20 protein-coding genes, 2 tRNA genes and 1 pseudogene are annotated in these 24,190 nt (G+C 44.9%); 17 read left to right on the forward strand and 6 right to left on the reverse strand.

Annotated features, from left to right (window positions below):
• Window positions 1-18: 18 nt before the first annotated feature.
• Window positions 19-1,899 carry an ABC transporter ATP-binding protein gene (locus J2736_RS12800; RefSeq protein WP_310227076.1) on the reverse strand — a complete coding sequence of 627 codons (1,881 nt, stop codon included), beginning with the start codon at window positions 1,897-1,899 and terminating at the stop codon, window positions 19-21.
• Complete coding sequence (locus tag J2736_RS12805) at window positions 1,896-3,620, reverse strand: ABC transporter ATP-binding protein (protein ID WP_310227078.1); 1,725 nt, start codon at window positions 3,618-3,620, stop codon at window positions 1,896-1,898. The genes J2736_RS12800 and J2736_RS12805 overlap by 4 nt, the downstream gene beginning before the upstream one ends.
• Before the next feature lie 408 nt (window positions 3,621-4,028).
• On the opposite strand from J2736_RS12805, the gene pyrR reads away from it, so the two are divergent.
• The 7 genes from pyrR (at window position 4,029) to pyrE (ending at window position 12,867) form a co-directional block, all read left to right on the forward strand.
• Complete coding sequence (gene pyrR / locus J2736_RS12810) at window positions 4,029-4,577, forward strand: bifunctional pyr operon transcriptional regulator/uracil phosphoribosyltransferase PyrR (RefSeq protein ID WP_056612614.1); 549 nt, start codon at window positions 4,029-4,031, stop codon at window positions 4,575-4,577.
• On the forward strand, window positions 4,574-5,482 hold the full coding sequence (locus J2736_RS12815; RefSeq protein WP_310227082.1) for an aspartate carbamoyltransferase catalytic subunit: 909 nt from the start codon (window positions 4,574-4,576) through the stop codon (window positions 5,480-5,482). The genes pyrR and J2736_RS12815 overlap by 4 nt, the downstream gene beginning before the upstream one ends.
• Window positions 5,483-5,606: 124 nt before the next feature.
• Window positions 5,607-6,890 (forward strand): dihydroorotase, encoded by a 1,284-nt coding sequence (locus J2736_RS12820; RefSeq protein WP_310227085.1) that lies wholly within the window; start codon window positions 5,607-5,609, stop codon window positions 6,888-6,890.
• Window positions 6,891-7,073: 183 nt separating this feature from the next.
• Window positions 7,074-8,240 carry a glutamine-hydrolyzing carbamoyl-phosphate synthase small subunit gene (gene carA / locus J2736_RS12825; protein WP_310227087.1) on the forward strand — a complete coding sequence of 389 codons (1,167 nt, stop codon included), beginning with the start codon at window positions 7,074-7,076 and terminating at the stop codon, window positions 8,238-8,240.
• The gene (gene carB, locus J2736_RS12830) at window positions 8,233-11,442 is read left to right on the forward strand and encodes a carbamoyl-phosphate synthase large subunit (protein WP_310227088.1); all 3,210 of its coding nucleotides are present in this window, start codon (window positions 8,233-8,235) and stop codon (window positions 11,440-11,442) included. Before carA ends, carB begins: the two co-directional genes overlap by 8 nt.
• Window positions 11,443-11,457: 15 nt before the next feature.
• A complete protein-coding gene (gene pyrF, locus J2736_RS12835) occupies window positions 11,458-12,186 on the forward strand; it encodes an orotidine-5'-phosphate decarboxylase (RefSeq protein ID WP_310227090.1) in 729 nt (242 codons plus the stop codon).
• 39 nt (window positions 12,187-12,225) lie between these two features.
• Entirely contained in the window at window positions 12,226-12,867 is a 642-nt protein-coding gene (pyrE, locus tag J2736_RS12840; protein WP_310227092.1) for an orotate phosphoribosyltransferase, read from the forward strand.
• 185 nt (window positions 12,868-13,052) lie between these two features.
• Here pyrE and J2736_RS12845 read toward each other — a convergent pair.
• A pseudogene (locus J2736_RS12845) lies at window positions 13,053-13,982 on the reverse strand (LysR family transcriptional regulator).
• A 67-nt stretch (window positions 13,983-14,049) separates the two neighbouring features.
• On the opposite strand from J2736_RS12845, the gene dapA reads away from it, so the two are divergent.
• Window positions 14,050-14,934: a 4-hydroxy-tetrahydrodipicolinate synthase gene (dapA, locus tag J2736_RS12850; protein WP_310227094.1), complete on the forward strand. Its 885-nt coding sequence runs from the start codon at window positions 14,050-14,052 to the stop codon at window positions 14,932-14,934.
• A gap of 20 nt (window positions 14,935-14,954) precedes the next feature.
• Entirely contained in the window at window positions 14,955-15,344 is a 390-nt protein-coding gene (locus J2736_RS12855) for a RidA family protein (protein WP_310227096.1), read from the forward strand.
• A gap of 461 nt (window positions 15,345-15,805) precedes the next feature.
• Here the strand turns inward: J2736_RS12855 and J2736_RS12860 are convergent, their stop codons facing one another.
• Together J2736_RS12860 and J2736_RS12865 are read right to left on the reverse strand one after the other, a co-directional pair.
• Window positions 15,806-16,309 carry a GNAT family N-acetyltransferase gene (locus tag J2736_RS12860; protein ID WP_310227098.1) on the reverse strand — a complete coding sequence of 168 codons (504 nt, stop codon included), beginning with the start codon at window positions 16,307-16,309 and terminating at the stop codon, window positions 15,806-15,808.
• A 33-nt stretch (window positions 16,310-16,342) separates the two neighbouring features.
• The gene (locus J2736_RS12865) at window positions 16,343-17,737 is read right to left on the reverse strand and encodes a dipeptidase (protein ID WP_310227100.1); all 1,395 of its coding nucleotides are present in this window, start codon (window positions 17,735-17,737) and stop codon (window positions 16,343-16,345) included.
• A 222-nt stretch (window positions 17,738-17,959) separates the two neighbouring features.
• Between J2736_RS12865 and J2736_RS12870 the strand changes: the two genes are divergently transcribed.
• From J2736_RS12870 to J2736_RS12880, 3 genes are all read left to right on the forward strand, one after another.
• On the forward strand, window positions 17,960-18,124 hold the full coding sequence (locus J2736_RS12870) for a hypothetical protein (RefSeq protein WP_164483565.1): 165 nt from the start codon (window positions 17,960-17,962) through the stop codon (window positions 18,122-18,124).
• An 89-nt stretch (window positions 18,125-18,213) separates the two neighbouring features.
• A tRNA-Met gene (locus tag J2736_RS12875) sits at window positions 18,214-18,290 on the forward strand.
• A gap of 10 nt (window positions 18,291-18,300) precedes the next feature.
• A tRNA-Ile gene (locus tag J2736_RS12880) sits at window positions 18,301-18,374 on the forward strand.
• Window positions 18,375-18,444: 70 nt separating this feature from the next.
• Here the strand turns inward: J2736_RS12880 and J2736_RS12885 are convergent.
• Complete coding sequence (locus tag J2736_RS12885; protein ID WP_310227103.1) at window positions 18,445-19,071, reverse strand: DUF7010 family protein; 627 nt, start codon at window positions 19,069-19,071, stop codon at window positions 18,445-18,447.
• Between the two features lie 161 nt (window positions 19,072-19,232).
• Here J2736_RS12885 and J2736_RS12890 point away from each other — a divergent pair, with 161 nt between their 5' ends.
• The 5 genes from J2736_RS12890 to J2736_RS12910 all read left to right on the forward strand — a co-directional run bounded on the left by J2736_RS12890 (window position 19,233) and on the right by J2736_RS12910 (window position 24,176).
• A complete protein-coding gene (locus J2736_RS12890; RefSeq protein WP_310227105.1) occupies window positions 19,233-20,486 on the forward strand; it encodes a hypothetical protein in 1,254 nt (417 codons plus the stop codon).
• 61 nt (window positions 20,487-20,547) lie between these two features.
• Window positions 20,548-21,273, forward strand: a complete 726-nt coding sequence (locus J2736_RS12895) for an ABC transporter ATP-binding protein (RefSeq protein ID WP_310227107.1) — start codon at window positions 20,548-20,550, stop codon at window positions 21,271-21,273.
• The gene (locus tag J2736_RS12900; RefSeq protein ID WP_310227109.1) at window positions 21,260-22,012 is read left to right on the forward strand and encodes an ABC transporter permease; all 753 of its coding nucleotides are present in this window, start codon (window positions 21,260-21,262) and stop codon (window positions 22,010-22,012) included. Before J2736_RS12895 ends, J2736_RS12900 begins: the two co-directional genes overlap by 14 nt.
• 52 nt (window positions 22,013-22,064) lie before the next feature.
• Window positions 22,065-23,462: a sensor histidine kinase gene (locus tag J2736_RS12905; RefSeq protein WP_310227110.1), complete on the forward strand. Its 1,398-nt coding sequence runs from the start codon at window positions 22,065-22,067 to the stop codon at window positions 23,460-23,462.
• 18 nt (window positions 23,463-23,480) lie between these two features.
• Window positions 23,481-24,176, forward strand: a complete 696-nt coding sequence (locus tag J2736_RS12910) for a response regulator transcription factor (protein ID WP_310499116.1) — start codon at window positions 23,481-23,483, stop codon at window positions 24,174-24,176.
• Window positions 24,177-24,190: the final 14 nt, after the last annotated feature.

The raw sequence follows: 24,190 nt of genomic DNA on the forward strand, positions 1-24,190 counted from the left end.
CGATTGAGCCAATCTGTTTTAGACAGCTTTTTGTGCAAATTGACTCTGATAGAGATCCGCATAGAAGCCTTGCAGTTCAAGCAACTCGCTATGTGTACCTTGTTCGATGACACGACCTTGATTCATAACAAGAATTAAATCAGCTTCTCGGATCGTGGATAACCGATGAGCAATGACGAAACTTGTACGATTCGCCATCAAATTATTCATTGCACGTTGGATAGAGACTTCTGTCCGCGTATCCACGCTGCTCGTCGCTTCGTCCAGAATCAAGATAGCTGGGTCTGCTAGAATCGCACGCGCAATAGTAAGCAATTGTTTTTGTCCATGGGACAGGTTGGAGGCTTCTTCATTCAAAATCGTATCATACCCATCCGGGAGTGTTCGTATGAAATGATCTGCGTATGCCGCACGCGCTGCCTCAACAATTTCATCTTCCGTGACATCATGTCGTCCGTAGGCAATATTGTCGCGAATCGTACCATTAAAGAGCCAAGTATCCTGCAGCACCATGCCGAATAATCCACGTAGATGATTTCGCGACATCTCGCGTGAATCCACGCCATCAATCGAGATTCGACCGTTTATTAATTCGTAAAATCGCATGAGCAAGTTGACGATGGTTGTTTTGCCTGCACCCGTTGGCCCTACGATTGCTACGGTTTGGCCAGGTTTTACATCAATATTCATATGCTCAATAAGCGTAGTGTCTGATTTATAAGCGAAAGAGACATCTTCAAATTGCACGTGTCCATGCACTTTTGATACGAATTGTGACTCTTTTTTCTCCAAAATCTCTTCTGGCTCATCTAATAATTCGAAAATACGCTCCGCCGCCGCGATTGTAGATTGAATCACATTCGCGATATTTGCCACTTGTGTGATTGGCATACCGAATTGTCCAGAGTATTGAATGAACGCGAGGATATCCCCAATTTTGATAGCGTTATGCGTGACCATAATGCCACCGATCACACTTACGAGCACATAACCAATGTTCCCGATAAAAGACATCAAAGGAAAGATAAGCCCCGAGATAAACTGTGCTTTCCAACCCGAATGATACAAACGATCATTAATCTCATTGAACTTCTCGACTGAATGTCGTTCCCGGCCAAAAGCTTTCACGATAGTATGACCTGTATACATTTCTTCAACGTGTCCATTGAGCTCGCCTAATGTGCGTTGCTGCCCTTTGAAATATTTCTGGGAGCGGGAAGCGATCATTTTCGTTCCCCAAATACTGAGTGGCAGCGTGATAATGGTAGCGAGCGTCAACAAAGGTGAGATCGTCAGCATCATAATAATGATACCGAGTAATGTAACAACGGAAGTTATAAGCTGTGTTAAGCTTTGCTGCATCGTGGAACTAATCGTATCCACATCATTCGTCGCTCGGCTCATCGTGTCGCCATGGCTTCTTGCATCGAAGAAGGAGAGCGGAACACGCGTGAGTTTCTCACTGATATCTCTTCGTAAGTTGAAGACAATACGTTGCGTTACGCCAACCATGATCTTTTGCTGAATATATAAAAGAACGGAACTGAAGATGTAGAGTACAGCTAATGTAAGTACAATTTTTAAAATAGCATCAAAATCAATAGCGGCACCCGCGACGCCTTTTAGCTTAGCCATAGAGCCTTCGAAGAGAATCGTTGTCGCATTTCCCATCAGTTTGGGACTAACAATACTAAACACTGTGCTTAATATAGAAGCTAGCAGTACGCCAAAGATTCGAACGCGAAATGGCTGCATATACGCAAGCAGTCGTTTTAATGTGCCTTTAAAATCCTTGGCTTTCTGAACAGGCATTCCCATGCCAGCCATCCCGCCACGGCCAAAATGTCCTGGATTAATACCAGCTGCGGGACGCTGTGGTTCTTTAGGTTTCTCACTCATGCACTTTCCTCCTCTGATAGCTGAGAAGCAACAATTTCTTGATACACTTCACAAGTTCTCATAAGTTCAGTATGTGTACCGATTCCAGCGATTCTGCCTTCATCCAAAACGATAATTTGGTTCGCGTCCATAATTGTGCTCACACGCTGTGCGACGATGATCATGGTTGCTCGTGCGGTTTCTGATTGGAGAGCGGCGCGAAGCTTGGCATCTGTTTTGAAATCAAGCGCGGAGAAACTGTCATCGAACACATAAATACTTGGCTTACGTGCGAGTGCCCGCCCAATGGCAAGCCGCTGCTTCTGACCACCGGATAGGTTGGTACCGCCTTGTGCAAGTGAGGCATGGAAGTTATCTTTCATGCCGCTGATAAAGTCAGTAGCTTGGGCTGTAGAAGCAGCTGAGTTCAGTTCCTCATCGGTTGCCTGATCGTTGCCGAATCGCAGGTTATCTGCAACTGTACCCGAGAAGAGGACAGCTTTCTGTGGAACATAGCCGATGCGATTCCGCACGCTTTCCAATGAAAGAGAAGGTAACGCCTGACCATTCAACGTAATCGAACCGGAGTCCACATCATAGAAACGCAGTAACAAATTGATGAGTGTCGTTTTGCCTGAACCAGTGCCTCCAATAATCGCAGTAACTTCGCCAGGTTTAGCACGGAAGGAGATATCTTGAATGGCAGGCTGTTCGGCCCCAGGATAACTGAAAGTCACCTGATTAAAGGCAACAATGGTTTGATCATCTTGATAAGTTTGGGCGTTAGCTGAGTTATGAATGTTGGACTGAATGTCAAATACTTCATTAATACGTACAGCAGAAGCGGATGCACGAGGAATCATCATAAAGATCATGGTCATCATGAACATGCTGAACATAATTTGCATCGCATATTGTATGAATGCCATCAAATCGCCAATTTGCATTTGGTTGCTGTCAATCCGAATTCCGCCATACCAAAGGATGACGACGATCCCCAGATTGAAGACGAGCATCATGATGGGCATCATTGTCGCCATAATCGTATTGACTTTGATCGCAGTTTGCGTAAAATCGCTGTTTGCACTTTCGAATTTCAGTTTCTCATGGTTCGAGCGGTTAAAAGCACGGATTACGCGAATACCCGTCAAATTCTCCCGCAAAACAAGATTAATACCATCGATTTTCAATTGTAAGGTTTTAAAGAGAGGGAGACTTTTGCGCATAATTACGGCAATGACAAGCACGAGGATAGGAATGACGGCATATAGCACAGTTGCGAGATGAGTATCCTTGTAAGAGGCCATAATGACGCCGCCAACGAGCATCGTTGGAACCCCGATGAACATGCGCATCATGACAATCAATTGTTGAACTTGTGCAATATCATTCGTCGTTCTAGTAATGAGGGAAGAAGTTCCGAGTTTATCAAATTCATGTAACGAAAAGCTTTCAACATGCGTAAAGAGGTTACGCCGTAAATCGCGTCCGAAGCCTGTAGCTGTCTTAGCGAGCAAATAACTCGCTACCATGACACAAGCCATCGCTCCCATGGCAACGATAAGCATATAAGCGCCGTATCGGATAATGTAACCAACGTCCCCCTTCACAACGCCGACATCCACAATGTCGGAGAGAAGAGTTGGCAAATACAGTTGAGCTAGTGATTGCAGAAGCATCAACGTAATGATAACAACCACTGATGCTCGGTAAGGCTTCAAAAACCTAAACAATTTGAACATAGTTTCCTCCTTAACCTTTTGGCGACAACGATACTAAATAGTTGGAAATAAAGATAGTTTTATATGTAAATTATAACACATGGTCCGAATCTTGCCCAAAGAATGATGTAGGTGATCTGCCAAAAAAACATTGACATATCATGTCGAAAGTGGCATAATTCTTTTAATTACATATGTACCTTTAAAAACAGTCCAGAGAGGCTGGCAAGGTAAAACGATAAGAAAAGTCGGGACATACTGAATCGAGCATTCAGTAAGCTTACGGATGTGCGCATCCAACAGCCCCGCTCTATCTCTTTATGCACTCGTAAACTCCTTGCCAAGAATTGGGCAAGGAGTTTTTTGGTTTTACCACCAGAAAACGTATGTGAATGCTGACGAAGATAGTTTTGCCAGGAGGCGAAATCGATGAATGAGACCACCGAACACACCATTATTGATGAAATGGGAATTCGTAGAGCACTTACGCGGATTGCACACGAGATACTGGAAAAGAATAAAGGTGTAGAAAATTGTACCTTGATTGGTATTCGGACCCGAGGCATTTACTTAGCGAAGCGAGTAGCAGAACGGATTTTAGAAATTGAAGGCGTACCGATTCCGGTAGGAGAGATTGACATCACGTCGTATCGCGATGATCGCGTGAAAGTCAGGTCGGTGGAGAATGTGCAAGAAGGCGGCAAAATGCAAATCCAAGATCGCAAAATCATCCTTTTCGATGATGTGCTCTATACCGGAAGAACGGTAAGGGCTGCGATGGATGCGCTCATTGATTTAGGCAGACCGCAAATGATTCAACTGGCTGTACTTGTGGATAGAGGGCATCGAGAGCTTCCGATTCGGCCTGATTATGTAGGTAAGAATGTACCGACGTCCAAAAGTGAGAGCATTGAAGTGATGCTAACGGAAATTGATGATAAGGATGAAGTTATTATCCAAAGGGGGAAACAGGAGTGAGTAGCGTGAGCACATATACAACTAGACATTTCTTGGGACTGAAAGGCGTAAGTGCAGAGGAGATCACAAGCATTCTTGATCGTGCAGCCTATTGGGAACAAAGCCCTAACAAAGTAAATAACCAATTCAATGGGAAATTCGTGTCCAACTTATTTTTTGAAAATAGTACAAGAACCCGGTTCTCCTTCGAGCTAGCGCAAAAACGTTTAGGTGCAGATGTGCTGAACTTCTCGTCAGCTGAATCCAGTGTGCAAAAAGGTGAGTCCATCTACGATACGGTTCGCACGCTTGAATCCATGGGGATTGACGCAGGTGTGATTCGTCTAAAGCCGAATGGCGTGCTGCAAGAGCTCGCTGAGAAAATCAAAATCCCGCTCATCAACGCAGGGGATGGCAACAACGAGCATCCAACGCAAGCGCTGCTTGATTTCTATACGATGCGCAAGCAATTCGGCGCGATCAAAGGTTTGACCGTCTCCATCATCGGAGACATCCTGCACAGCCGCGTAGCGCGATCAAACCTCTGGGGCTTGATCGCCTTAGGGGCCAAAGTACAGTTCTGTGCTCCTGCTAGTATGCAGGCTCCCGAGCTAGCGGAGTTCGCGCCATATGTCAGCTTTGAGGAAGCTTTGAAAGCAGACGTCGTAATGATGCTTCGTGTCCAGTTAGAACGCCATGACACAGGATTGTTGAACTCAGCCGAAGAATATCGCGCACAATATGGGTTAACTGTAGAACGTGCCAGCCGTATGGCGCCACATGCCATTATCATGCATCCTGCACCTGTTAATCGCAATGTTGAATTGGATGACGAGCTTGTTGAACATGAGAAGTCTAAAATCTTCACCCAAATTGCTCACGGCGTGCCGATTCGCATGGCTGTCATCGAACGAGCATTATCATAAAAGGAGAGACTTTGATCTCCGATCAAAGATCCCTATAAATCCCCACAAAGTGAAGCCAAGCTCTGAAGTTGATTCCGATTACTTTGCGGGGACCCCAAACGAATACTAGGAGGACAATATCACAATGGGAATTTGGATTCTGAACGGACTTACCGTTGATGTTAATAATGTAGAGACGAAGAAACACATTTTAGTAGAGAATGATAAAATCGCACAGGTTATAGATGCTACGACAGGTGAGACCCCGCAAACAGTTCATCATGAAATCATTGATGCTGGAGGCAAGCTTGTATCACCGGGATTCATTGATATGCACGTTCATTTGAGAGAGCCTGGCTTTGAACATAAAGAAAACATTGCTACGGGTACTCGTTCTGCTGCAAGAGGTGGTTTTACAACAATCGCTTGTATGCCGAATACACGCCCGGTTATCGATACCGTAGACACCGTTAACTACATATTGGACAAAGCGGCTACAGAAGGCGTCGTTCGTGTCATTCCTTACGGAACGATCACGAAAAACGAGCTAGGTCGTGAATTAACTGACTTCGCAGCATTGAAAGAAGCAGGCGTTATCGGTTATACCGATGATGGCGTAGGTGTTCAAAGCGCCCAAATGATGAAAGATGCGATGGCATTAGCTGCATCACTTGGCATGCCGATCATCGCTCACTGCGAAGATGACACTTTGGTTGTAGGCGCGCCGGTAAACGAGGGGACATTCGCAACGAAGCATGGCCTGAAAGGGATCCCGAACGAATCCGAAGCGATTCATGTTGGCCGCGATGTGTTGCTAGCGGAAGCAACTGGGGTACACTACCACGTATGTCACGTCAGCACAGAGCAATCCGTTCGATTGATCCGTCACGCGAAACAGTTCGGCATCAAGGTTACTGCAGAAGTGTGCCCGCATCATCTGCTTCTTTCCGAAGAAGACATTCCAGGGATGGACGCGAACTGGAAAATGAACCCGCCGCTTCGTACACCACGTGATGTACAGGCTGTTATCGAAGCGTTAGAAGATGGCACGATCGACATTATCGTAACAGACCATGCGCCGCATACCGAAGAAGAGAAGGCGAAAGGCATGTTGTTGGCACCATTCGGTATCCTAGGTTTCGAAACAGCATTCTCCTTGCTTTATACAAAATTCGTGCTTACAGGAAAATGGACACTTGGGTTCCTTGTAGATCGTATGACGAAAAAACCTGCTGATGTATTCGGACTTCCGTACGGAACTTTGGAAGTGGGCAGCGCGGCTGACATTACGATCGTTGATTTGGATACAACACGCGCGGTTTCCAAGGAAGAAATCGTTTCCCGCAGCAAGAACACCCCATTCATCGGTTGGGAGCTGCAAGGTTGGCCAGTTGTCACGATTGCTTCGGGTAAAGTTGTTTACTCCTAAGTTCAAGAAATAGCCTTAAATTTAAAGCCCAAATCATGAGAAGCATCTATACGATGAATGAAAAATCGTGTATATTTATACAAGAAGATTTATGTTTATGCAAGTCCGTGATATGTATTATCGTAAGCATGACATCTGCGGTTCGTGAGAACCGCCTGACAATAGCGAAGGAGTTGAAAGAACATGCAGGCAAGATTGTTGCTGGAAGACGGCACTCTTTTTACAGGAAAATCGTTCGGTAGTGAAGGTGAATCCGTCGGCGAGGTAGTATTCAATACAGGGATGACAGGTTATCAAGAGGTACTTTCGGATCCTTCATACTGTGGACAGATCGTAACGATGACCTATCCACTACAAGGGAACTACGGTGTAATTCGCGATGACTTCGAATCCGTGCGTCCATTCATCCATGGTTTCGTTGTGCGTGAGCATGAAGAAATCCCAAGTAACTGGAGAGCTCAGTACACACTTGGCAGCCTGTTGAAAGAATACGGCATCGTAGGAATCAGCGGCATCGACACACGCATGTTGACTCGTAAAATTCGTCACTATGGCGTTATGAAAAGCATCATCACTACGTCCAATAAATCCGTTGAGGAATTAATGGCAACATTGAAAAACACACCGCTTATGACGGATCAAGTTTCCCGTGTTTCTACGAAAAGCGTGTTCGGTGCGCCTGGCCACAAAGAGCGTATTGTACTTGTTGACTTCGGAGCAAAAAGCGGGATTATCCGCGATCTAAGCAAGCGTGATTGTGATGTTGTGGTTGTTCCACAAAACGCAACAGCTGAACAAATTCGTCGCTTAGCACCTGACGGCGTATTGCTTTCTAACGGCCCTGGGGATCCCAAAGATGTTCCACACGCAGTTGAAATGATTAAAGGCTTGCTTGGCGACATTCCACTATTCGGAATTTGCTTAGGCCACCAATTGTTCGCACTAGCTTGCGGCGCTGATACAGATAAATTGAAGTTCGGTCACCGCGGCGGTAACCATCCGGTTAAAGATTTGATCTCCGGACGTTGTTACATTACATCGCAAAACCATGGCTACACGGTGAAGGAAGATTCCGTTCAAGGAACGAACCTTGAAGTGACCCACATTAACAATAACGATCGCACGATCGAAGGCTTACGCCATAAGCAGTACCCAGCATTCTCAGTTCAATATCACCCAGAGGCAGCTCCTGGACCATTCGACTCCAGCTACCTGTTCGATGATTTCATCTCGCTGATTCGTCAGCACAAACTAGATAACCCACAGCAGCCGCGCCAAGCGCAAATGCTTGCTCAGTGGAATGCTTCCACGGCATCGACATCTGTGAAGGAGGAACTGCAAAATGCCTAAAAACAATACACTCAAAAAGATTCTCGTGATCGGTTCCGGTCCGATCGTTATCGGTCAAGCGGCAGAGTTCGACTACGCGGGTACGCAAGCTTGTCAAGCATTGAAAGAAGAAGGCATGGAAGTTATCCTGATTAACAGCAACCCAGCTACGATCATGACAGATACGAACATGGCTGATAAAGTATACATCGAGCCGATCACGTTGGAGTTCGTGACACAAATTATTCGTCAAGAGCGTCCAGATGGTTTGCTACCAACATTAGGTGGTCAAACGGGTCTGAACATGGCCGTTGAACTAGCTCGTGCAGGCGTTCTTGAGAGCGAGAACGTGAAGCTTCTAGGAACACAGCTGACAGCGATTGAGAAAGCGGAAGATCGTGATCTTTTCAGAGACTTGATGAGAGAACTAGAGCAACCGGTACCAGATAGCGTTATCGTAACGACAGTGGCTCAAGCGGTTGATTTTGCAAATGAAATCGGCTTCCCGATCATTATCCGTCCTGCCTACACACTAGGTGGAACAGGCGGCGGTATCTGTAACACGATGGAAGAACTTACGGAAATCGTTGCTTCCGGGATTCGTTACAGCCCAATTGGTCAGTGTCTTGTAGAGCGCAGTATTGCGGGTATGAAAGAAGTCGAGTACGAAGTTATGCGTGATGCGAACGATAACTGTATCGTTGTGTGTAACATGGAGAACTTTGATCCAGTTGGCGTACATACAGGCGATAGTATCGTAGTAGCACCTAGCCAAACGTTGTCGGACCGCGAGTACCAAATGCTGCGTTCCGCATCCTTGAAAATCATTCGTGCCTTAAACATTGAAGGCGGCTGTAACGTACAGTACGCGCTTGATCCACATAGCTTCCAATACTACGTCATCGAAGTTAACCCGCGAGTTAGCCGTTCATCGGCGCTTGCTTCCAAAGCAACGGGCTATCCGATTGCGAAAATGGCAGCAAAAATTGCAATTGGTTACACGCTTGATGAGCTTGTTAACCCAGTAACTGGGCAAACGTATGCTTGCTTCGAACCAGCACTCGATTACATCGTATCCAAAATCCCACGCTGGCCGTTCGATAAATTTACTGCGGCTAACCGTAAACTAGGTACACAAATGAAAGCGACAGGCGAAGTTATGGCGATTGGTCGTACTTTCGAAGAGTCCATTCAAAAAGCTGTCCGCTCCCTTGAAATCGGCGTTCACCGCTTATTCTTGAAAGAAACGGATTTGCTGGATAAAGAAACATTAGAACTTCGTCTTCAAAAACCAGATGATGAGCGTCTGTTCTTACTAGCAGAAGCGTTCCGCAGAGGATATACCGTGGAGCAACTGCAAAATTTGACGAAAATTGACTGGTGGTTCTTGAACAAAGTAGGCGCTTTGATCGCTTTTGAAGCTGAAATTTCAGGTAGTGATCTGACGGCTGAACATATTTTCGACATTAAGCGTAAAGGCTTTACAGACCGTGCTGTAGCGGAAATTCGTACATTGGCTGGTTGCTCGACTTTCACGAAAGAAGCAGATGTAAGAGCATTCCGTTTGCAACATAACATCAAGCCTGTATACAAAATGGTAGATACGTGCGCAGCTGAGTTCGAAGCTTCAACGCCTTACTACTACTCCACATATGAGCAAGAAGATGAAGTGACTGAAACGACGAAGCAAAAAGTTGTTGTTCTAGGATCGGGTCCAATTCGTATCGGTCAAGGGATCGAGTTCGACTACTCCACGGTTCACGCTGTGTGGGCGATTCAAGCAGCTGGTTACGAAGCGGTAATTATCAACAACAACCCAGAAACAGTTTCAACGGACTTTAACACATCAGATCGCTTGTACTTCGAGCCATTGTTCTTCGAAGATGTGATGAACGTTATCGAGCGTGAGCAACCTATCGGTGTTATCGTACAATTCGGTGGACAAACTGCGATTAACTTGGCAGCACCACTACACAAAGCTGGCGTACGCATCTTAGGTTCTGACCTTGAAAGTATCGATACAGCGGAAGATCGTAAGAAATTCGAAGCACTTTTAAGCAAAATTTCAGTTGCACAGCCTCCAGGTGGTACAGTAACTTCTGTTGATCAAGCGGTAGGTACAGCAGCGAAATTTGGTTATCCGGTTATCGTTCGTCCTTCTTATGTACTTGGTGGACGTGCTATGGAAATCGTCTACTCGGATGAAGAGCTTTTGAGCTACATGGAGTATGCGGTGAAAATTAACCCAGAACATCCGGTTCTAATTGACCGCTACATGCTTGGTAAAGAGGTAGAGGTTGACGCGATCTGTGATAGAGAAACGGTTCTAATCCCAGGGATCATGGAACACGTGGAACGCGCAGGGGTTCACTCTGGTGACTCCATTGCGGTTTATCCACCACAATCCATCTCGGATGAGATTAAGCAACAAATCATTGATATCACGACGAAAATCGGTCTAGAGCTGAATGTCGTTGGTCTTGTAAACATCCAGTTCGTTATTCATAACGATCAAGTGTATGTGATCGAGGTTAACCCGCGTTCATCCAGAACAGTACCTTTCTTAAGCAAAGTGACGAACATCCCAATGGCGAACGTGGCAACACGCGTAATCATGGGTCAATCACTTGCCGATATGGGTTACCAAAGTGGTCTATGGCCAGAAGATAAATATGTTTCTGTCAAAGTGCCTGTATTCTCCTTCGCGAAGCTTCGCCGTGTAGATACAACACTCGGGCCAGAAATGAAGTCCACTGGTGAGGTTATGGGTCGTGATGTTAACTTTGCAAAAGCCCTATACAAAGGCCTTATCGGTGCTGGTATGAAGATTCCTGCTGCGGGTTCCGTCGTGGTAACTGTAGCGGATAAAGATAAAGAAGAAGCGATTGAAATCTTGAAAGGTTTCTACCGTCTTGGCTACAAAATCATTGCAACAGGCGGAACTGCAGAAGCGATTGCACAAGCAGGTCTTCCAGTAACGACTGTTAACAAGCTTAGCGAAGGTTCACCGAACATTCTTGACCTCATCCGCAGCGGTGATGCTCAGTTCGTCGTGAACACGTTAACTAAGGGCAAAACGCCTGAGCGTGACGGTTTCCGTATTCGTCGTGAAGCAGTAGAGAACGGTGTCGTGTGTATGACATCCCTTGATACTGTAAGAGCGCTAGTGAATATGCTTGAAGCTATCAACTTCTCCTCACGTGCAATGCCAATACATGTCTAAAGGACGGTGCCAAAGATGAGTACGTTAACTCGCAACGATGTTACCGGACGCATTATGGTCGCCTTGGACTACGCGAACGCGGAAAGTGCCCAAGAGCTGCTTAAGCAGCTCGAAGGCATTCCGTGTTATGTAAAGGTAGGAATGCAGCTGTTTTATGCTGCAGGTCCTACCTTTGTCGCGAGTCTGAAGGATCGCGGCTATAAGGTGTTCCTCGACGTGAAGATGCACGACATTCCGAACACGGTCAAGGGCGGGGCGGAGAGCGTGACGCGCCTAGGGGTTGATGTGTTCAATGTGCATGCAGCCGGAGGCAAGTACATGATGGAGGCCGCCTTGGAGGGGATCGACAAGGGGCTAGCAGTTGGGGCAGCACGCCCGATCGTCATCGGCGTGACGCAGTTGACCAGCACCTCGCAGCAGGTGCTGAATGACGAAATCGGCCTTGCCGGTACAACCGAGCAGGCCGTCATTCGGTATGCCCGATTGGCGCAAGCCGCGGGGCTCCAAGGGGTCGTCGCGTCACCGCTTGAGGTGACGGCGATTAAGGCGGCGTGCGGTGACGGCTTCGTCACCGTGACGCCAGGCATCCGCCCGGCGGGGGCTGACGTAGGCGACCAGTCGCGCATCATGACGCCGGCTGAGGCGTTTGCGCAGGGGACGGACTACGTTGTGATCGGGCGTCCGATCACAGGCGCAGCGGATCCGAGAGCAGCGATTGAAGCGATTATTGATTCAATCGTGTAGGCATTTGCTTTATAACCTTGAAAGGAACGGTGAACGTGTATGAGTAAACTAGAAACCATCGCGCAGCATATTGCAGCGTCGTTATTAGATATTGAAGCGGTAGCGCTTCGTCCGCAACAACCTTTTACGTGGACATCGGGATTGAAATCACCGATTTATTGTGATAACCGTTTGACGATGTCCCACCCAGCGATTCGCGAAGCGATTGCTGATGGCTTCGCCCAGTTGATCAAAGAGAAGTTCCCAGAGACTGAGGTTGTTGCAGGAACAGCTACGGCTGGTATCCCTCATGCTGCTTGGGTAGCTCAAAAGCTAGGCCTTCCGATGATTTACATTCGCGACAAAGCGAAAGGGCATGGCAAAGAGAACCTGATCGAAGGCAGCGTGAAGCCAGGTCAAAAGGTCATAGTTATCGAAGATCTGATCTCCACAGGTGGAAGCTCATTGAAAGCAGCTGTTGCAGTAAAAGACGCAGGGGCAGAAGCACTTGGCGTGCTTGCGATTTTCTCCTACCAACTGGATAAAGCGACAGATGCGTTCGCGGCGGCTGAAATGCCTCTTCATACGCTTTCAAACTACTCAACTTTGCTTGAGGTCGCTTTGGAAAAAGGGAAGATCCAGTCCGAAGATATGGAACTCTTGCGTTCATGGAGAGTTAATCCATCCGCTTACGGCGTATAATTGAAGCTTCTGTGAAGAGATTTGACGAATGGTGTAGGATTCCTCTATACTATAGTGGTCTTGTAACAGACGACAAGATTTGGCGAAACCATGCAGGTTACCGTACATTCGGCACCACATTGGGGTGCAAATCTTATAATTAGAAGAAGCTCTACCTTTTCGCAAAGGAGAGCTTCTTTTTTACGTTATTGCGATAGTTGTGTTTTCGTTAGCAATTGAAGGAATGTATGCAGGGGCTGTGACATCCATTTTTTCGGATGAAGGATGACTTGTAAGTCCACAGAAAGCTGTGTATGGGTAAAAGGGAGCTTTACGAGTGTGCCGCTAGCTAGTTCACTCGCAACGGTGATATGGGGTAATAGCGCGAGCCCTTAGCCACTCATGACACAGTGTTTGATCGTTTCGATATTGCCTAACTCAAAGCCGATCTGTAAAGCAACTGCATTGTCCTTCAGCAACCGTTCGAACTTCCCACGATAGATACAGCCATTTTCTGTAACGATAAATTCTGTATGACCAAGGTCCGTAAGTTCAATCTGCGGTTGTTTCGCCAAAGGGTGGTCCAGAGGCGCTATAATCACGAGTTGTTCTTCCCGGATACGTGTACACGCGAGAGTAGGGTCAGCAGGATATTGATCCAACAAAAGTCCAATATCATAGTCTCCTTCTTTGACCTTGTTGAGGATAGAGGATTCACTGTCAGGAAAAAGTTGGATATTCAGCCCAGGGTGGAGTTGTTTCAGCTCATGCAAAAAAGGAGGCAAATAATACGCAGCTAACGAGTTTATCGTCCCGATTGTCAACGTTCCACTGACTTGATTGGCTATCATTTCTTTGGATTGATCATATAGCTCCAGCATTTGTTGTGTTAGCACAAGTAAGCTTTCACCGGGAGGAGTAAGACGCAATTGTCGGCCATACCTTTCGAATAAAGGGACACCATATTCACGTTCCAGTTTTTGAATTTGCATCGTAATGCTTGATTGCGCATAGCCCAATTCCTCTGCAGCACGTGTAAAGCTTCTCCGGCGGGCAACTTCCCGAAAGGTGCGGAAATAGGTCAGATCCATGATTTTCCTCCCTTTATTATCAATATTTTTGATGAGTTCTATCATTTATTATAGCTAACTGTGATGTTAAGTTCCATGCTAAAGTAAATGTACAAACAAACGATGCAGGGAGATGGTTATTTTGCTACAAGAAAAAGACCTACTGGGGATTTATGTACCCATCATTACCCCCTTTGATGAAGAATTTGAAGTGGATGCCGCATCCTTTTATAATCAATCGTATAACTTGTTTCAAGATGAAATAGATGGGTTGGTCGTCAACGGGACAACGGGAGAATCACCAACCATTTCGCAAGACGAGTTGGGTGTTTTATTTGCTGCCGCACAAGCCGCTCGTGAAGCAGCACATGCTGATGTGCCTATCATTGTAGGAACAGGAACGAATGATACACGTTCAACCGTACGAAAAACAGAGGAAGCAGGCAAACTAGGTGCGGAAGCCGTACTAGTTGTGGTTCCTTATTATAACAAGCCAAGTCAGCAGGGGATTATTGAACATTTTCGTCGGGTGGCGGAGGTTGGTGTGCCAGTCATCTTGTATGAAGTGCCGCATCGTACAGGTGTGACACTTGAGCTTGATACCGTGCGTTCTATTTTGGATATAAATGGTGTCATTGGGATGAAGGATAGTACACCGAATATTGAACTTGTTACGGAGTTGACTAGACTAGGTTCAAAACCAGTTCTGTGTGGCGAAGACACTTTGCTATATGCTGCGCTACAGGCTGGAGCCAAGGGTGTCATGAGTGCGTCAGCGAATGTGGAGACAGAGAAGTTCGTATCTTTTATCCGCAGCTTTGTTGAGGGGGCACATGCCCAGAGTCATCGGGAATTTGCGGAGTTGTTACCGCTGATTCGTCTGCTATTTCAAGAGCCGAATCCAGCTCCGATCAAATGGTTGCTTCAACAACAAGGCGTCATCGCGTCTGGCGCGTTACGGTTACCCCTTTTGCCTGTGACAGAGGGTTTACAAGCGAAATTAGCAGCTTACTTATAACGTAGGGGGCCTCACAAGCGATGAATCGAACTAGAGTATTTACGGGCTCGCCTTGGGAACCTGTGGTCGGCTATTGCCGAGCCATTCGTGTAGGTGATCGAATTGAAGTGGCAGGCACAACGGCGATGAAGGATGGCGAGGTGGTTGGTGTAGGCAACCCCTATGAGCAAGCGCGATTCATTCTTCAAACGATTGAACAAGCGTTGCAGGAGTTAGGTGGTCAGCTTTCGGATGTGGTGCGAACCCGGATGTTTGTAACGGATATTTCGTTATGGGAAGAGTTCGGCAAGGCGCATGGGGAATATTTCCGCGAAGTGCAGCCAGTGGCCACGATGGTCGAAGTGAAGGCGCTGATTGACCCACAATTGTTGATTGAGATCGAGGTAGAGGCGATTGTGACGAAAGGATAGATGGAATAACGACCAACAAATAAAGCGCCACAACTCCTTATCACCGAAATGATTTCGCATTTCGCAGTTAGGGAGGAGCAGCGCTTCTTAACATAAACGCTCCCGTCCCCGAAGGACGGTGTAGGCGTTTATTTTGTATACAGAATTTATAAGTTTTGGGTTTTGGGTAAGCGAAGCTTACCCCTATTTGGGTTCCCATTCAGCTTCTCGCTATGTGTAGAGAACTGCAAAAATACATCTTTTTTAAGGAGAATAGACCGTTTATCGAGGAATTACTGCAAAAATACATCCTTTTTTACCTATATTCAATAAAAAGGTAAATATGGTGGAAAAAAGATGCATATTTGCATCTTTGCTATAAGACTACGACTTTTCTAGTGGAAAAAGATGTATATTCGCATCCTTTTTAGATTCTGACTTTCCGAGGACGGAGCAGTCGTGTTTCTTATTCGAGTCGCCGACTATCCTACGCGCTTACCGAGAATAATCAGATCCCGCTCAACGCCATCTAACTCAGCGACACCAGGCAAATGCGCCCAATTGGTGAAACCGAATTTGCGGAATAGCTGGAGGCTTGGCTCATTGTGCCCGAAAATAAAGCCTAGCAAGGATTTGAGCCCAAGCCTAGGACTAGCTTCAAGTGCTTGTTCCATCAAGTATCGTCCGATCCCTTGACCACGCGAGGCTTCATCTACGTAAATGCTCACTTCCGCTGTTGCGTTATAGGCAGGGCGCCCATAGAAGGACTGAAAACTCAGCCAGCCGCAGATGCCGTTCTCATTTTCAAGCACCCATAGCGGGCGGAAGTCAGCAGAGTGTTCATGAAACCAGTGCTCACGTGAAGCTGTTGTAACTGGCTCTGTATCTGCGGTAACCATACGTCCCGCAATCGTTGAATTGTAGATACGTACGATTTCTTCTAAATCATCTAATTGTGCATCACGCAAGTGTAATGGCTTCCCCATAGCGTTACTCCTTTGTCCCTGGCTTTGTTGGTGTTAGTTAAATTCTGTTGTAGTTGCAGCCGAACCCGCAAGCTTCAACCAGTAACGACTAATCGTCTCTGTCCCATTGTCCCAATTCATGAGGTGGAAATGCTCATTCGGAGCGTGTAGATTTTCGCCTGGCAGTCCAAACCCCATGAGCACCACAGGTGCATGTAATACACGTCCTAACACTTCGACAATCGGAATCGATCCTCCGCTGCGTGTATATACGGGCCATTCACCGAACGTCTCTTGATAAGCTTCCGCTGCGGCTACCATCACTGGCTCATCGATAGGTGTAATGAAAGGATTTCCTCGCAATTGGCGATCTAATGTGAGGGTCACACCTGGAAGTGTTTGGGCATGAATATGGGTTTCGACCAAATCCATAATTTCCTCTGGCACCTGTGCAGCGACTAAGCGACAGGCAATTTTGGCTGAAGCACGATTAGGGATGATAGGTTTGATTCCCTCGCCCTGAAAGCCGCCGCTCACGGATGTGATTTCAAGCGTAGGTCGGGAGGTCGTTTGTTCATAAAAAGAGAAGCCTTGCTCCCCATAGAGTTCTGCAACGCTCAAATTCGACTTAACCTTGTTCTCATCAGGTTCAACCAGCTTGAACGCTTCTCTCTCTTTATCCGAAAGCGCAATGACTCGGTCATAAAAACCTTTTACAGCCACACGGCCATGCTCATCATGAAAAGAACTGAGAAGCTTGGACAAAGCGTGAATTGGGTTTTGTACCGCACCGCCGAAAAGTCCGGAATGTAAATCACTGTTGGCACCATCCAATGTGATTTCGAATCCTGCTAAACCGCGAAGTCCATACATCAGAGCTGGTTTGCCAGGGCCGTGCATTTGTGTGTCCGAAAGTACAATGGAATCAGCTTGTAATTTGGCGGCATGTTCTTCAACGAAGGCTGGAAGATTCTTACTTGCAATTTCCTCTTCCCCTTCGATGCAGAATTTCACGTTAACCGGAAGCGAGCCTTGTGTTTGTAGAAAGGCTTCAACAACTTTTACATAGAGGAGGAGTTGGCCTTTGTCGTCTGTACTTCCGCGACCGAACAACTTATTATCACGGATAATCGGTTCAAAAGGAGGTGTTTCCCACAACTCTAATGGCTCAGCGGGCTGTACATCATAATGTCCATAGATCAAAACGGTCGGTTTACCGGGCGCATGTAACCAATCGGCATAAACCACAGGGTGACCTTTTGTAGGCATGATCTCAATGTTCTCGAGTCCAGCTTTTTGTAAAGATTGTGCAGTCCACTCCGCGCATTTCTGAATATCCGGTTGGTGCTCGGCAACTGCACTTACACTTGGAATCCGCAAAAATGCCATGAGTTCCTCTATGTGTTGATCCCTATGCGTTTGTAAGTAACTTTTGATTGATTCTATCATGGGTGTTTTCTCCTTTTTCTTTTACCAAAATAGTCTACATCACTTAACTTCCCCAAAAGCAGGGAAATTCCTGCAATTGCTGTAAACCTTCACATTTAATTTATCACATGGTCAAATAGTCATTTTAAAATCCCAAAGTAGGTCTGCACATTACATGCTAATAAGAGAACCTTTTTATGGATAAGCTACATGTAACGATTTGACAGCCATGGAGGGATACGCATGAACTGGATATACTGGGCGAAATTATACGATTCGAAGTTTCAAGCAGGCGTTTTGGCAAAACGAATGGAAGAAGATTGGTGGATCTATGGGTACGAATGCCCGCAAGAAGTAGAAGTGTATAAGTCGAAAAAAGGACGCTTTGGCGTCAGATACAATACGTAAACCAATTCCATCTGCATAAAATTAACGCTTGACTAAGACATCTCCGTTAGTGTATATTTATTTTTGTCGCTGTTGAGCGGTATACATGACGCGGGGTGGAGCAGCTCGGTAGCTCGTCGGGCTCATAACCCGAAGGCCGCAGGTTCAAATCCTGCCCCCGCAACCAAATTTCATTAGGGCCTATAGCTCAGTTGGTTAGAGCGGTCGGCTCATAACCGATTGGTCGGGGGTTCGAGTCCCTCTGGGCCCATAGTACGGAAACCCTTGGTAGATAAGGGTTTTTATTTATTTTAGAGACAAAAACAAGCCTCTCGTTCTCATCAATGTTGATGGGAATGAGGGGCTTGTTTTTGCTTATGACGTAGCATCATCCAGATTCGCAGACCTGTCGCCCAGAGCGTTACAGAGGAGCCGAAGCCGATAAAGATAGACCGGGGCACTAGAGAAACATGGCCAAACGTACCGTCGATTGGTATATTTAAAGAAATGATACCTAGTAGACAGAGTACTCCACCTGTACCATAATAAAATTTTTCTCGAAATAAGGAAGCTAAAGGAAAGAAATGAATACCTACAATCATAGCCATGATGGGGAAAAAGAGTTCAAAATGATCGAGTGACTGACAAATGACACTTGCAAGAAAGATAGCAACACCTTCTAATCCAAAGATTAAACCGAATTTGCGATTTAATTGTTTGGTATCTTCCTTTTCTTCCGGCGTTACAGTATGACGTATACTGCGCGATTTGACAAAAAGTGAAATGGCTCCACTAAGTAAGATAAGGGTTACGATAGCTGATAGCATAAGTGGCCATGGAGCTCCAAGTTGATGGGAACCAACAATACCAATAGATGACCAGAGCGCACCAAAGAAAGTCATAAACATGATGCCATTGGCAGCGCCCAAGACATTCGCTTTCGAAAGTTTTACAAGTTGACTCATCATTCATCATACTCCTGACATGTTTAATTTGGCAGCTACGCCATTACATAAAAAGAGTTAATACTTTGTTAATAATCCATTTAGATGGATTCAATAAGCGTATAATAAAATAACTAGTAAGGAAACGTTTCCCGCAAATTATTTCTATATAAAGGAGAAAAGAGATGAAACTTAGTAAAAAATCAATTACCGTACTTTCTTTTACCGTTGGAGCATGTTTATTTGTATCTACGGCATTTGCGGATGCGCTGCTTGGATCTGGATATGACCGATTGAAGGATTCAGTGAAGAATACGGCTTCTGTGATGGAAAAGGGTCTTAACAACTACACGGTTGAGACGATGTATACATTGAAAGATAATGATCAAATTTTACTCCAATCTTCAAATTTCCAGAAGATGGATACAGCGAACCAAGTCAAAGAGAATAAAGAGGTAACGAAAAACGCCAAAGGTGAAACGACCTCCAGATATACGTATTCCGACAAGAAGCAAACGATAGACAAGAACGAATTGGAAAATACATATTATGTATTTGATCATTCGGGAGATGTGAACCAAAACCGTAGAGGACCAGCCGATTTCGAGAACCCTTTTAATCAAAAAGGTGCAAGTGAGGTAGAGAAAATCGTCGATGCCGTAGTTGGCTCCTTGAAGGATTATGTACAAGTTGAAGAAGGAGCAGACGGCGGTAAAGTGTTTTCTGGAAGTTTATCCGAGGCACAAGTGCCGGCACTCGTGAATGCCGTATCCTCCTTCGGTATTAAACAAATGCTGGATAATGAAAGAGATTTACCAGCTATAGAGAGCGATATTTTCGTGAAAAAGGTTATCGGTACGGCAAATGAAAGTAAGAATGGCTATCTAGAAAATCTAACGGGTGAGATCACGCTGTCAGGTAAAGATAAAAATGGGGTTCAGCATGACTTAAACCTCAATGTTATGCTAAAGCTGTCTGAGATTGGCAGTACGAAGATTAATAAGCCTGATCTTAGCACGGCTAAGGTTGAGAAGGTTAGTCAGAATAGTGGGTTCAGCACTAAATATGTGGGAACCTATCAAAACGATATTATTATGGACAAAGACGGTAAATTCACGAAGATTGGTGAGAGAACAGTTAAAATCACAAACGTAGAAGGCGATAAAATTTCAGGATCGTATTCCGAAACTGTCATTCCTGGTTTTGAGAGCGAGTATCCAAACAAGGATGCATTTAATTTTGAATACAACCTAGCGACGTCTCCTATGTTTACTTACACGGATTCAAAAGGTGAACAGAAACAAGGAATGGTACATCCTAACCAGCCAGGTAAGATTTATTTTGATATGAATCTTGCAATTAGAGATAAAAATGATTACAAACAAAGTAACAGCATGAAGCCATTCTATGATGGAGAATTTAGACGCGTATTTGAATAGGAATGATTCTCAGGAGGCTGCTTATGCGGCTTCCTGAGCATTTTTAGGGAGATGAGATGAATTGACAGTCAAGGCGATTGAAATAACGGGCTTAACCAAGTCATTTACGAATGGCCGGGGCATTAGTGATTTGAACTTAGATGTAGATCAAGGGGATATCTTCGGTTTTCTGGGACCTAACGGCGCAGGGAAAACCACTGCGATGAAGATGATAACAGGCCTTATGAAGCCTGACAGAGGCGATGTGAAAATTTTCGGAGCGAGTGTGGCAGAAGATTATGTCAATGCCATGAAATATGTAGGCTGTATTATTGAAACAGCGGAGTCATACCCCTATTTGACAGCTAATGAAAATTTAAAGTTGTTTGCAAGATTCTATCCAGGTGTTGATCAGCGAAGAATAGATGAATGTCTTGAAATCACGGGAATGTTGAAATATAAAAATGAGAAGTCCCAAAAGTTTTCGCTCGGAATGAAACAAAGACTCGGTATAGCGGCGGCGATTCTGTCCAGACCGAAACTGTTAATTTTGGACGAGCCACTAAATGGGTTGGATGTAGAAGGCATGCTAGAGATGAGGAAGTTGATTAAACAACTTTCGCAGGAAGGTACTACTTTTTTTATTTCAAGTCACTTGATTCACGATGTGGAATTAACATGTACGAGAATTGGTATTATTTATGGCGGCAAGCTGGTGAATGTCGAATATACCCAAAATATTCTGTCGTTCTATTCATCGCTTGAGAATTATTTTGTTAGTGAGGTGGACAGGAATGGAAGGGTTTAAGGCTGCATTTATCAATGAAACCGTGAAGCTGCTCAAAAAGAAAAAAATAATGGCAGCCGCGATATTGTCCATTCTTGCCGTACTGATCGGTCAAATTGCTGTCACGACGATTAAGCATGGCTTTGGATTACGAGTAGTAGGGAGTGTAGAATTTCCTATTGCTGTACTAACGTTTATTTCTTACACGTTATTACCACTATTTGCTGTTTTTGTGGCAATCGATATGTTTAATGGTGAGTCTTCATCGAATACGATGAAAATAACCCTATTGAGACCCGTTTCCAGGTTCGGTGTGTTTAGCGCTAAGGTATTGAATTTAGCTTTATTTATTGCTGGTAACCTATTGTTTATTATGGTGCTTTCGCTTCTAGCTGGGTTTATTTTTAATCCTTCGTCTGCCAGTTTGGTTGGGATTTTTAAAGTGATGGTGTCCTATGGCTTAACTTTTTTTCCTGTATTTGTGTTTGCACTGATCGTCGTACTGTTATCCAACCTCATTCAGGGAGGACTGGCTGTATTTTTCCTCGCTATCCTTGTGTTTATTGGATTTAATTTTCTTGGCATTGTATTCTCATCGTATTCGAGCTTTTTTATTACATCGATGTTTGATTGGTATACACTCTGGATCTCTGAATCGATCAATTTCTTCAAAATCATCCGCCAGATTCTAATCATGTCCGGTTGTGGTATCATGTTATTTACGACGGGCTATTATTTGTTTGACAAGAAGGATATATAGGAAGGACGTCTAGAAAGGAAACTACATGCACTTAACGAAACGTTTTTTCACGATGAATACATTGGCCGTGCTGCTCTCCATTGGATTGACGATTCTGGCTGTCATTATTTTTGTTGCAGCGTATGCGAAAGTTTTTGGGCGCGAAGCCAGTATAAAAGAATTTCAACATACGTTCGAGGTCCGGGCAGCCATCAGTGAAATCAAAAGAGAAGCGCAGACCTTTAAGTTCGAGGAACTTTTGGATAAGAAATACCAACAAGAGTTGTCTGAACGTGTGAACGTTTTGGATGCGAGTGCAATCATTATTCTTAATCGAGAGGTTTTGTTTACCACTCATAATTTTAACAAGATTGAAATAGAGAAAAGCTTGATGCTGACCAGTGAGTCTAATCGTGATGAGTTAGAGCTTGATGGCAGCATGTATATGTTTAATCGAACGGACTACAAACTTCCGTCTGGCGACAGAGGTGTTCTATTGTTGCTTGCGCCAATCAAGATTAAGACCAATTTATATTGGTCGCTTGGTATCTTTACGGTCAGCTTTTTCACGGTTGTTTTTATGCTGATGAATTTTTGGATTTCCTATAAGTTCTCCCGCGGGATTATTATTCCGATTTCCAGGTTGAAGGATGCTGCGATCAAAATTAGGGAAGGCGATCTAAGCAGCGAGATTGCGGAAGATGGCGAAGGCGAGATTCGGGAATTGGGCCAAACCTTGGAATTAATGCGGATTAAGTTGAAGGAGTCTGTTCATTTACAACAAAAATATGATGATAACCGGAAGTTTCTTGTTTCAAGTATTTCTCATGACTTAAAGACGCCAGTAACTTCCATTAAAGGATATATTGAAGGTATTATTGATGGGGTGGCCAAGACGCCTGAGAAAATGGAGGAGTATCTCGAAACAGCGCGTTCCAAGGCAGTTTTGGTCAATGCGATGATTGATGATCTCCTTTTATACTCTAAGCTCGACTTAAACCAGCTTCCGTATCATTTTGAAAAGAGTGATCTGGCCAGTTATTTCGAGGATTGCGTGGCAGACCATAAATATGAAAGTGAAAAAGCAAATGTGTCGATTACCTTAATGAATGAACTCAAGGAGCCTGTCAAAGTATTAATTGATGGAGAACGATTAAAGAGGGTTGTACAAAACATTATTGACAATGCCATGACCTATGCCCGTAAAGAAAATGGCAAGATTGACATCATCCTTAGGGAAACTAGAACTTCTGCTATTATTGAAATAAAGGATAATGGAAACGGCATACCAGAGGATAAGCTTCCCTTCATTTTTGAAAGATTCTATCAAGTCGATCCCTCAAGAAAAAGTGGCAGTGGTTTGGGGTTGGCGATCGCCAAGCAAATCGTTGAAGGACACGACGGCAAAATATGGGCTAAAAGCACGGTAGGTGAGGGAACCGGGATTATGATATCACTGAAAAAATTCTAAATGTGTTTGGAGGTTATGATGAACAGAATTTTGATTGTTGAAGATGACCAAAGTATTGCTAATTTACAACGGGACTACCTCGAATTAAGCGGTTACTCAGTAAAGATGGTGAACAACGGGTCTGCTGGATTGAAGGCGCTCAAAGAGGAAGAGTTTAAGCTTGTTATCTTAGATATCATGCTGCCCGATATGGATGGGTTTGAAGTGCTGAGAACGATCCGTGAGCAGGATGATATTCCGGTGCTGTTGGTATCTGCGAGAGCAGAGGAAATTTACAAGGTTAACGGCTTAGGTCTAGGTGCGGACGATTATATTACAAAGCCTTTCAGCTCAGGTGAGCTGGTTGCACGTGTAGGTGCCCATCTTAAGAAGTTTGAGCGTATGAAAGAGCGATTTGGCAAAGGGAATGAAGGGACAACGATCCAAATTCGGGGACTTGAACTTCAAAAGGATGCCCGGAGAGTTTTTGTGAACGGTGATGAAGTGGTTCTTGCTCAAAAAGAATTTGACCTGCTTCTGTTTCTAGTGCAATATCCGAATCGAGTATTTGGCAAGGAAGAGCTATTCGAGCGGATATGGGGAATGGATGCGATGAGTGACGCTTCTACGGTAACGGTTCATATAGCCAGAATTAGAGAAAAGATTGAGGAAATCCCATCGAAACCTCAATACATAGGTACGGTTTGGGGATCGGGATATCGGTTTATGGTTTAAAATATACAAAGCCT

It is taken from the genome of Paenibacillus qinlingensis, from assembly GCF_031455095.1.
Classification (GTDB): Bacteria; Bacillota; Bacilli; order Paenibacillales; family NBRC-103111; genus Paenibacillus_E; species Paenibacillus_E qinlingensis_A.

Bases quoted from the DNA above. Each gene is read 5' to 3' on its own strand.
- J2736_RS12800 (WP_310227076.1), bottom strand. From the start codon at position 1,899: ATGAGTGAGAAACCTAAAGAACCACAGCGTCCCGCAGCTGGTATTAAT.
- J2736_RS12805 (WP_310227078.1), bottom strand. From the start codon at position 3,620: ATGTTCAAATTGTTTAGGTTTTTGAAGCCTTACCGAGCATCAGTGGTT.
- pyrR (WP_056612614.1), top strand. From the start codon at position 4,029: ATGAATGAGACCACCGAACACACCATTATTGATGAAATGGGAATTCGT.
- J2736_RS12820 (WP_310227085.1), top strand. From the start codon at position 5,607: ATGGGAATTTGGATTCTGAACGGACTTACCGTTGATGTTAATAATGTA.
- carA (WP_310227087.1), top strand. From the start codon at position 7,074: ATGCAGGCAAGATTGTTGCTGGAAGACGGCACTCTTTTTACAGGAAAA.
- carB (WP_310227088.1), top strand. From the start codon at position 8,233: ATGCCTAAAAACAATACACTCAAAAAGATTCTCGTGATCGGTTCCGGT.
- pyrF (WP_310227090.1), top strand. From the start codon at position 11,458: ATGAGTACGTTAACTCGCAACGATGTTACCGGACGCATTATGGTCGCC.
- pyrE (WP_310227092.1), top strand. From the start codon at position 12,226: ATGAGTAAACTAGAAACCATCGCGCAGCATATTGCAGCGTCGTTATTA.
- dapA (WP_310227094.1), top strand. From the start codon at position 14,050: ATGGTTATTTTGCTACAAGAAAAAGACCTACTGGGGATTTATGTACCC.
- J2736_RS12855 (WP_310227096.1), top strand. From the start codon at position 14,955: ATGAATCGAACTAGAGTATTTACGGGCTCGCCTTGGGAACCTGTGGTC.
- J2736_RS12860 (WP_310227098.1), bottom strand. From the start codon at position 16,309: ATGGGGAAGCCATTACACTTGCGTGATGCACAATTAGATGATTTAGAA.
- J2736_RS12865 (WP_310227100.1), bottom strand. From the start codon at position 17,737: ATGATAGAATCAATCAAAAGTTACTTACAAACGCATAGGGATCAACAC.
- J2736_RS12870 (WP_164483565.1), top strand. From the start codon at position 17,960: ATGAACTGGATATACTGGGCGAAATTATACGATTCGAAGTTTCAAGCA.
- J2736_RS12885 (WP_310227103.1), bottom strand. From the start codon at position 19,071: ATGATGAGTCAACTTGTAAAACTTTCGAAAGCGAATGTCTTGGGCGCT.
- J2736_RS12890 (WP_310227105.1), top strand. From the start codon at position 19,233: ATGAAACTTAGTAAAAAATCAATTACCGTACTTTCTTTTACCGTTGGA.
- J2736_RS12900 (WP_310227109.1), top strand. From the start codon at position 21,260: ATGGAAGGGTTTAAGGCTGCATTTATCAATGAAACCGTGAAGCTGCTC.
- J2736_RS12905 (WP_310227110.1), top strand. From the start codon at position 22,065: ATGAATACATTGGCCGTGCTGCTCTCCATTGGATTGACGATTCTGGCT.
- J2736_RS12910 (WP_310499116.1), top strand. From the start codon at position 23,481: ATGAACAGAATTTTGATTGTTGAAGATGACCAAAGTATTGCTAATTTA.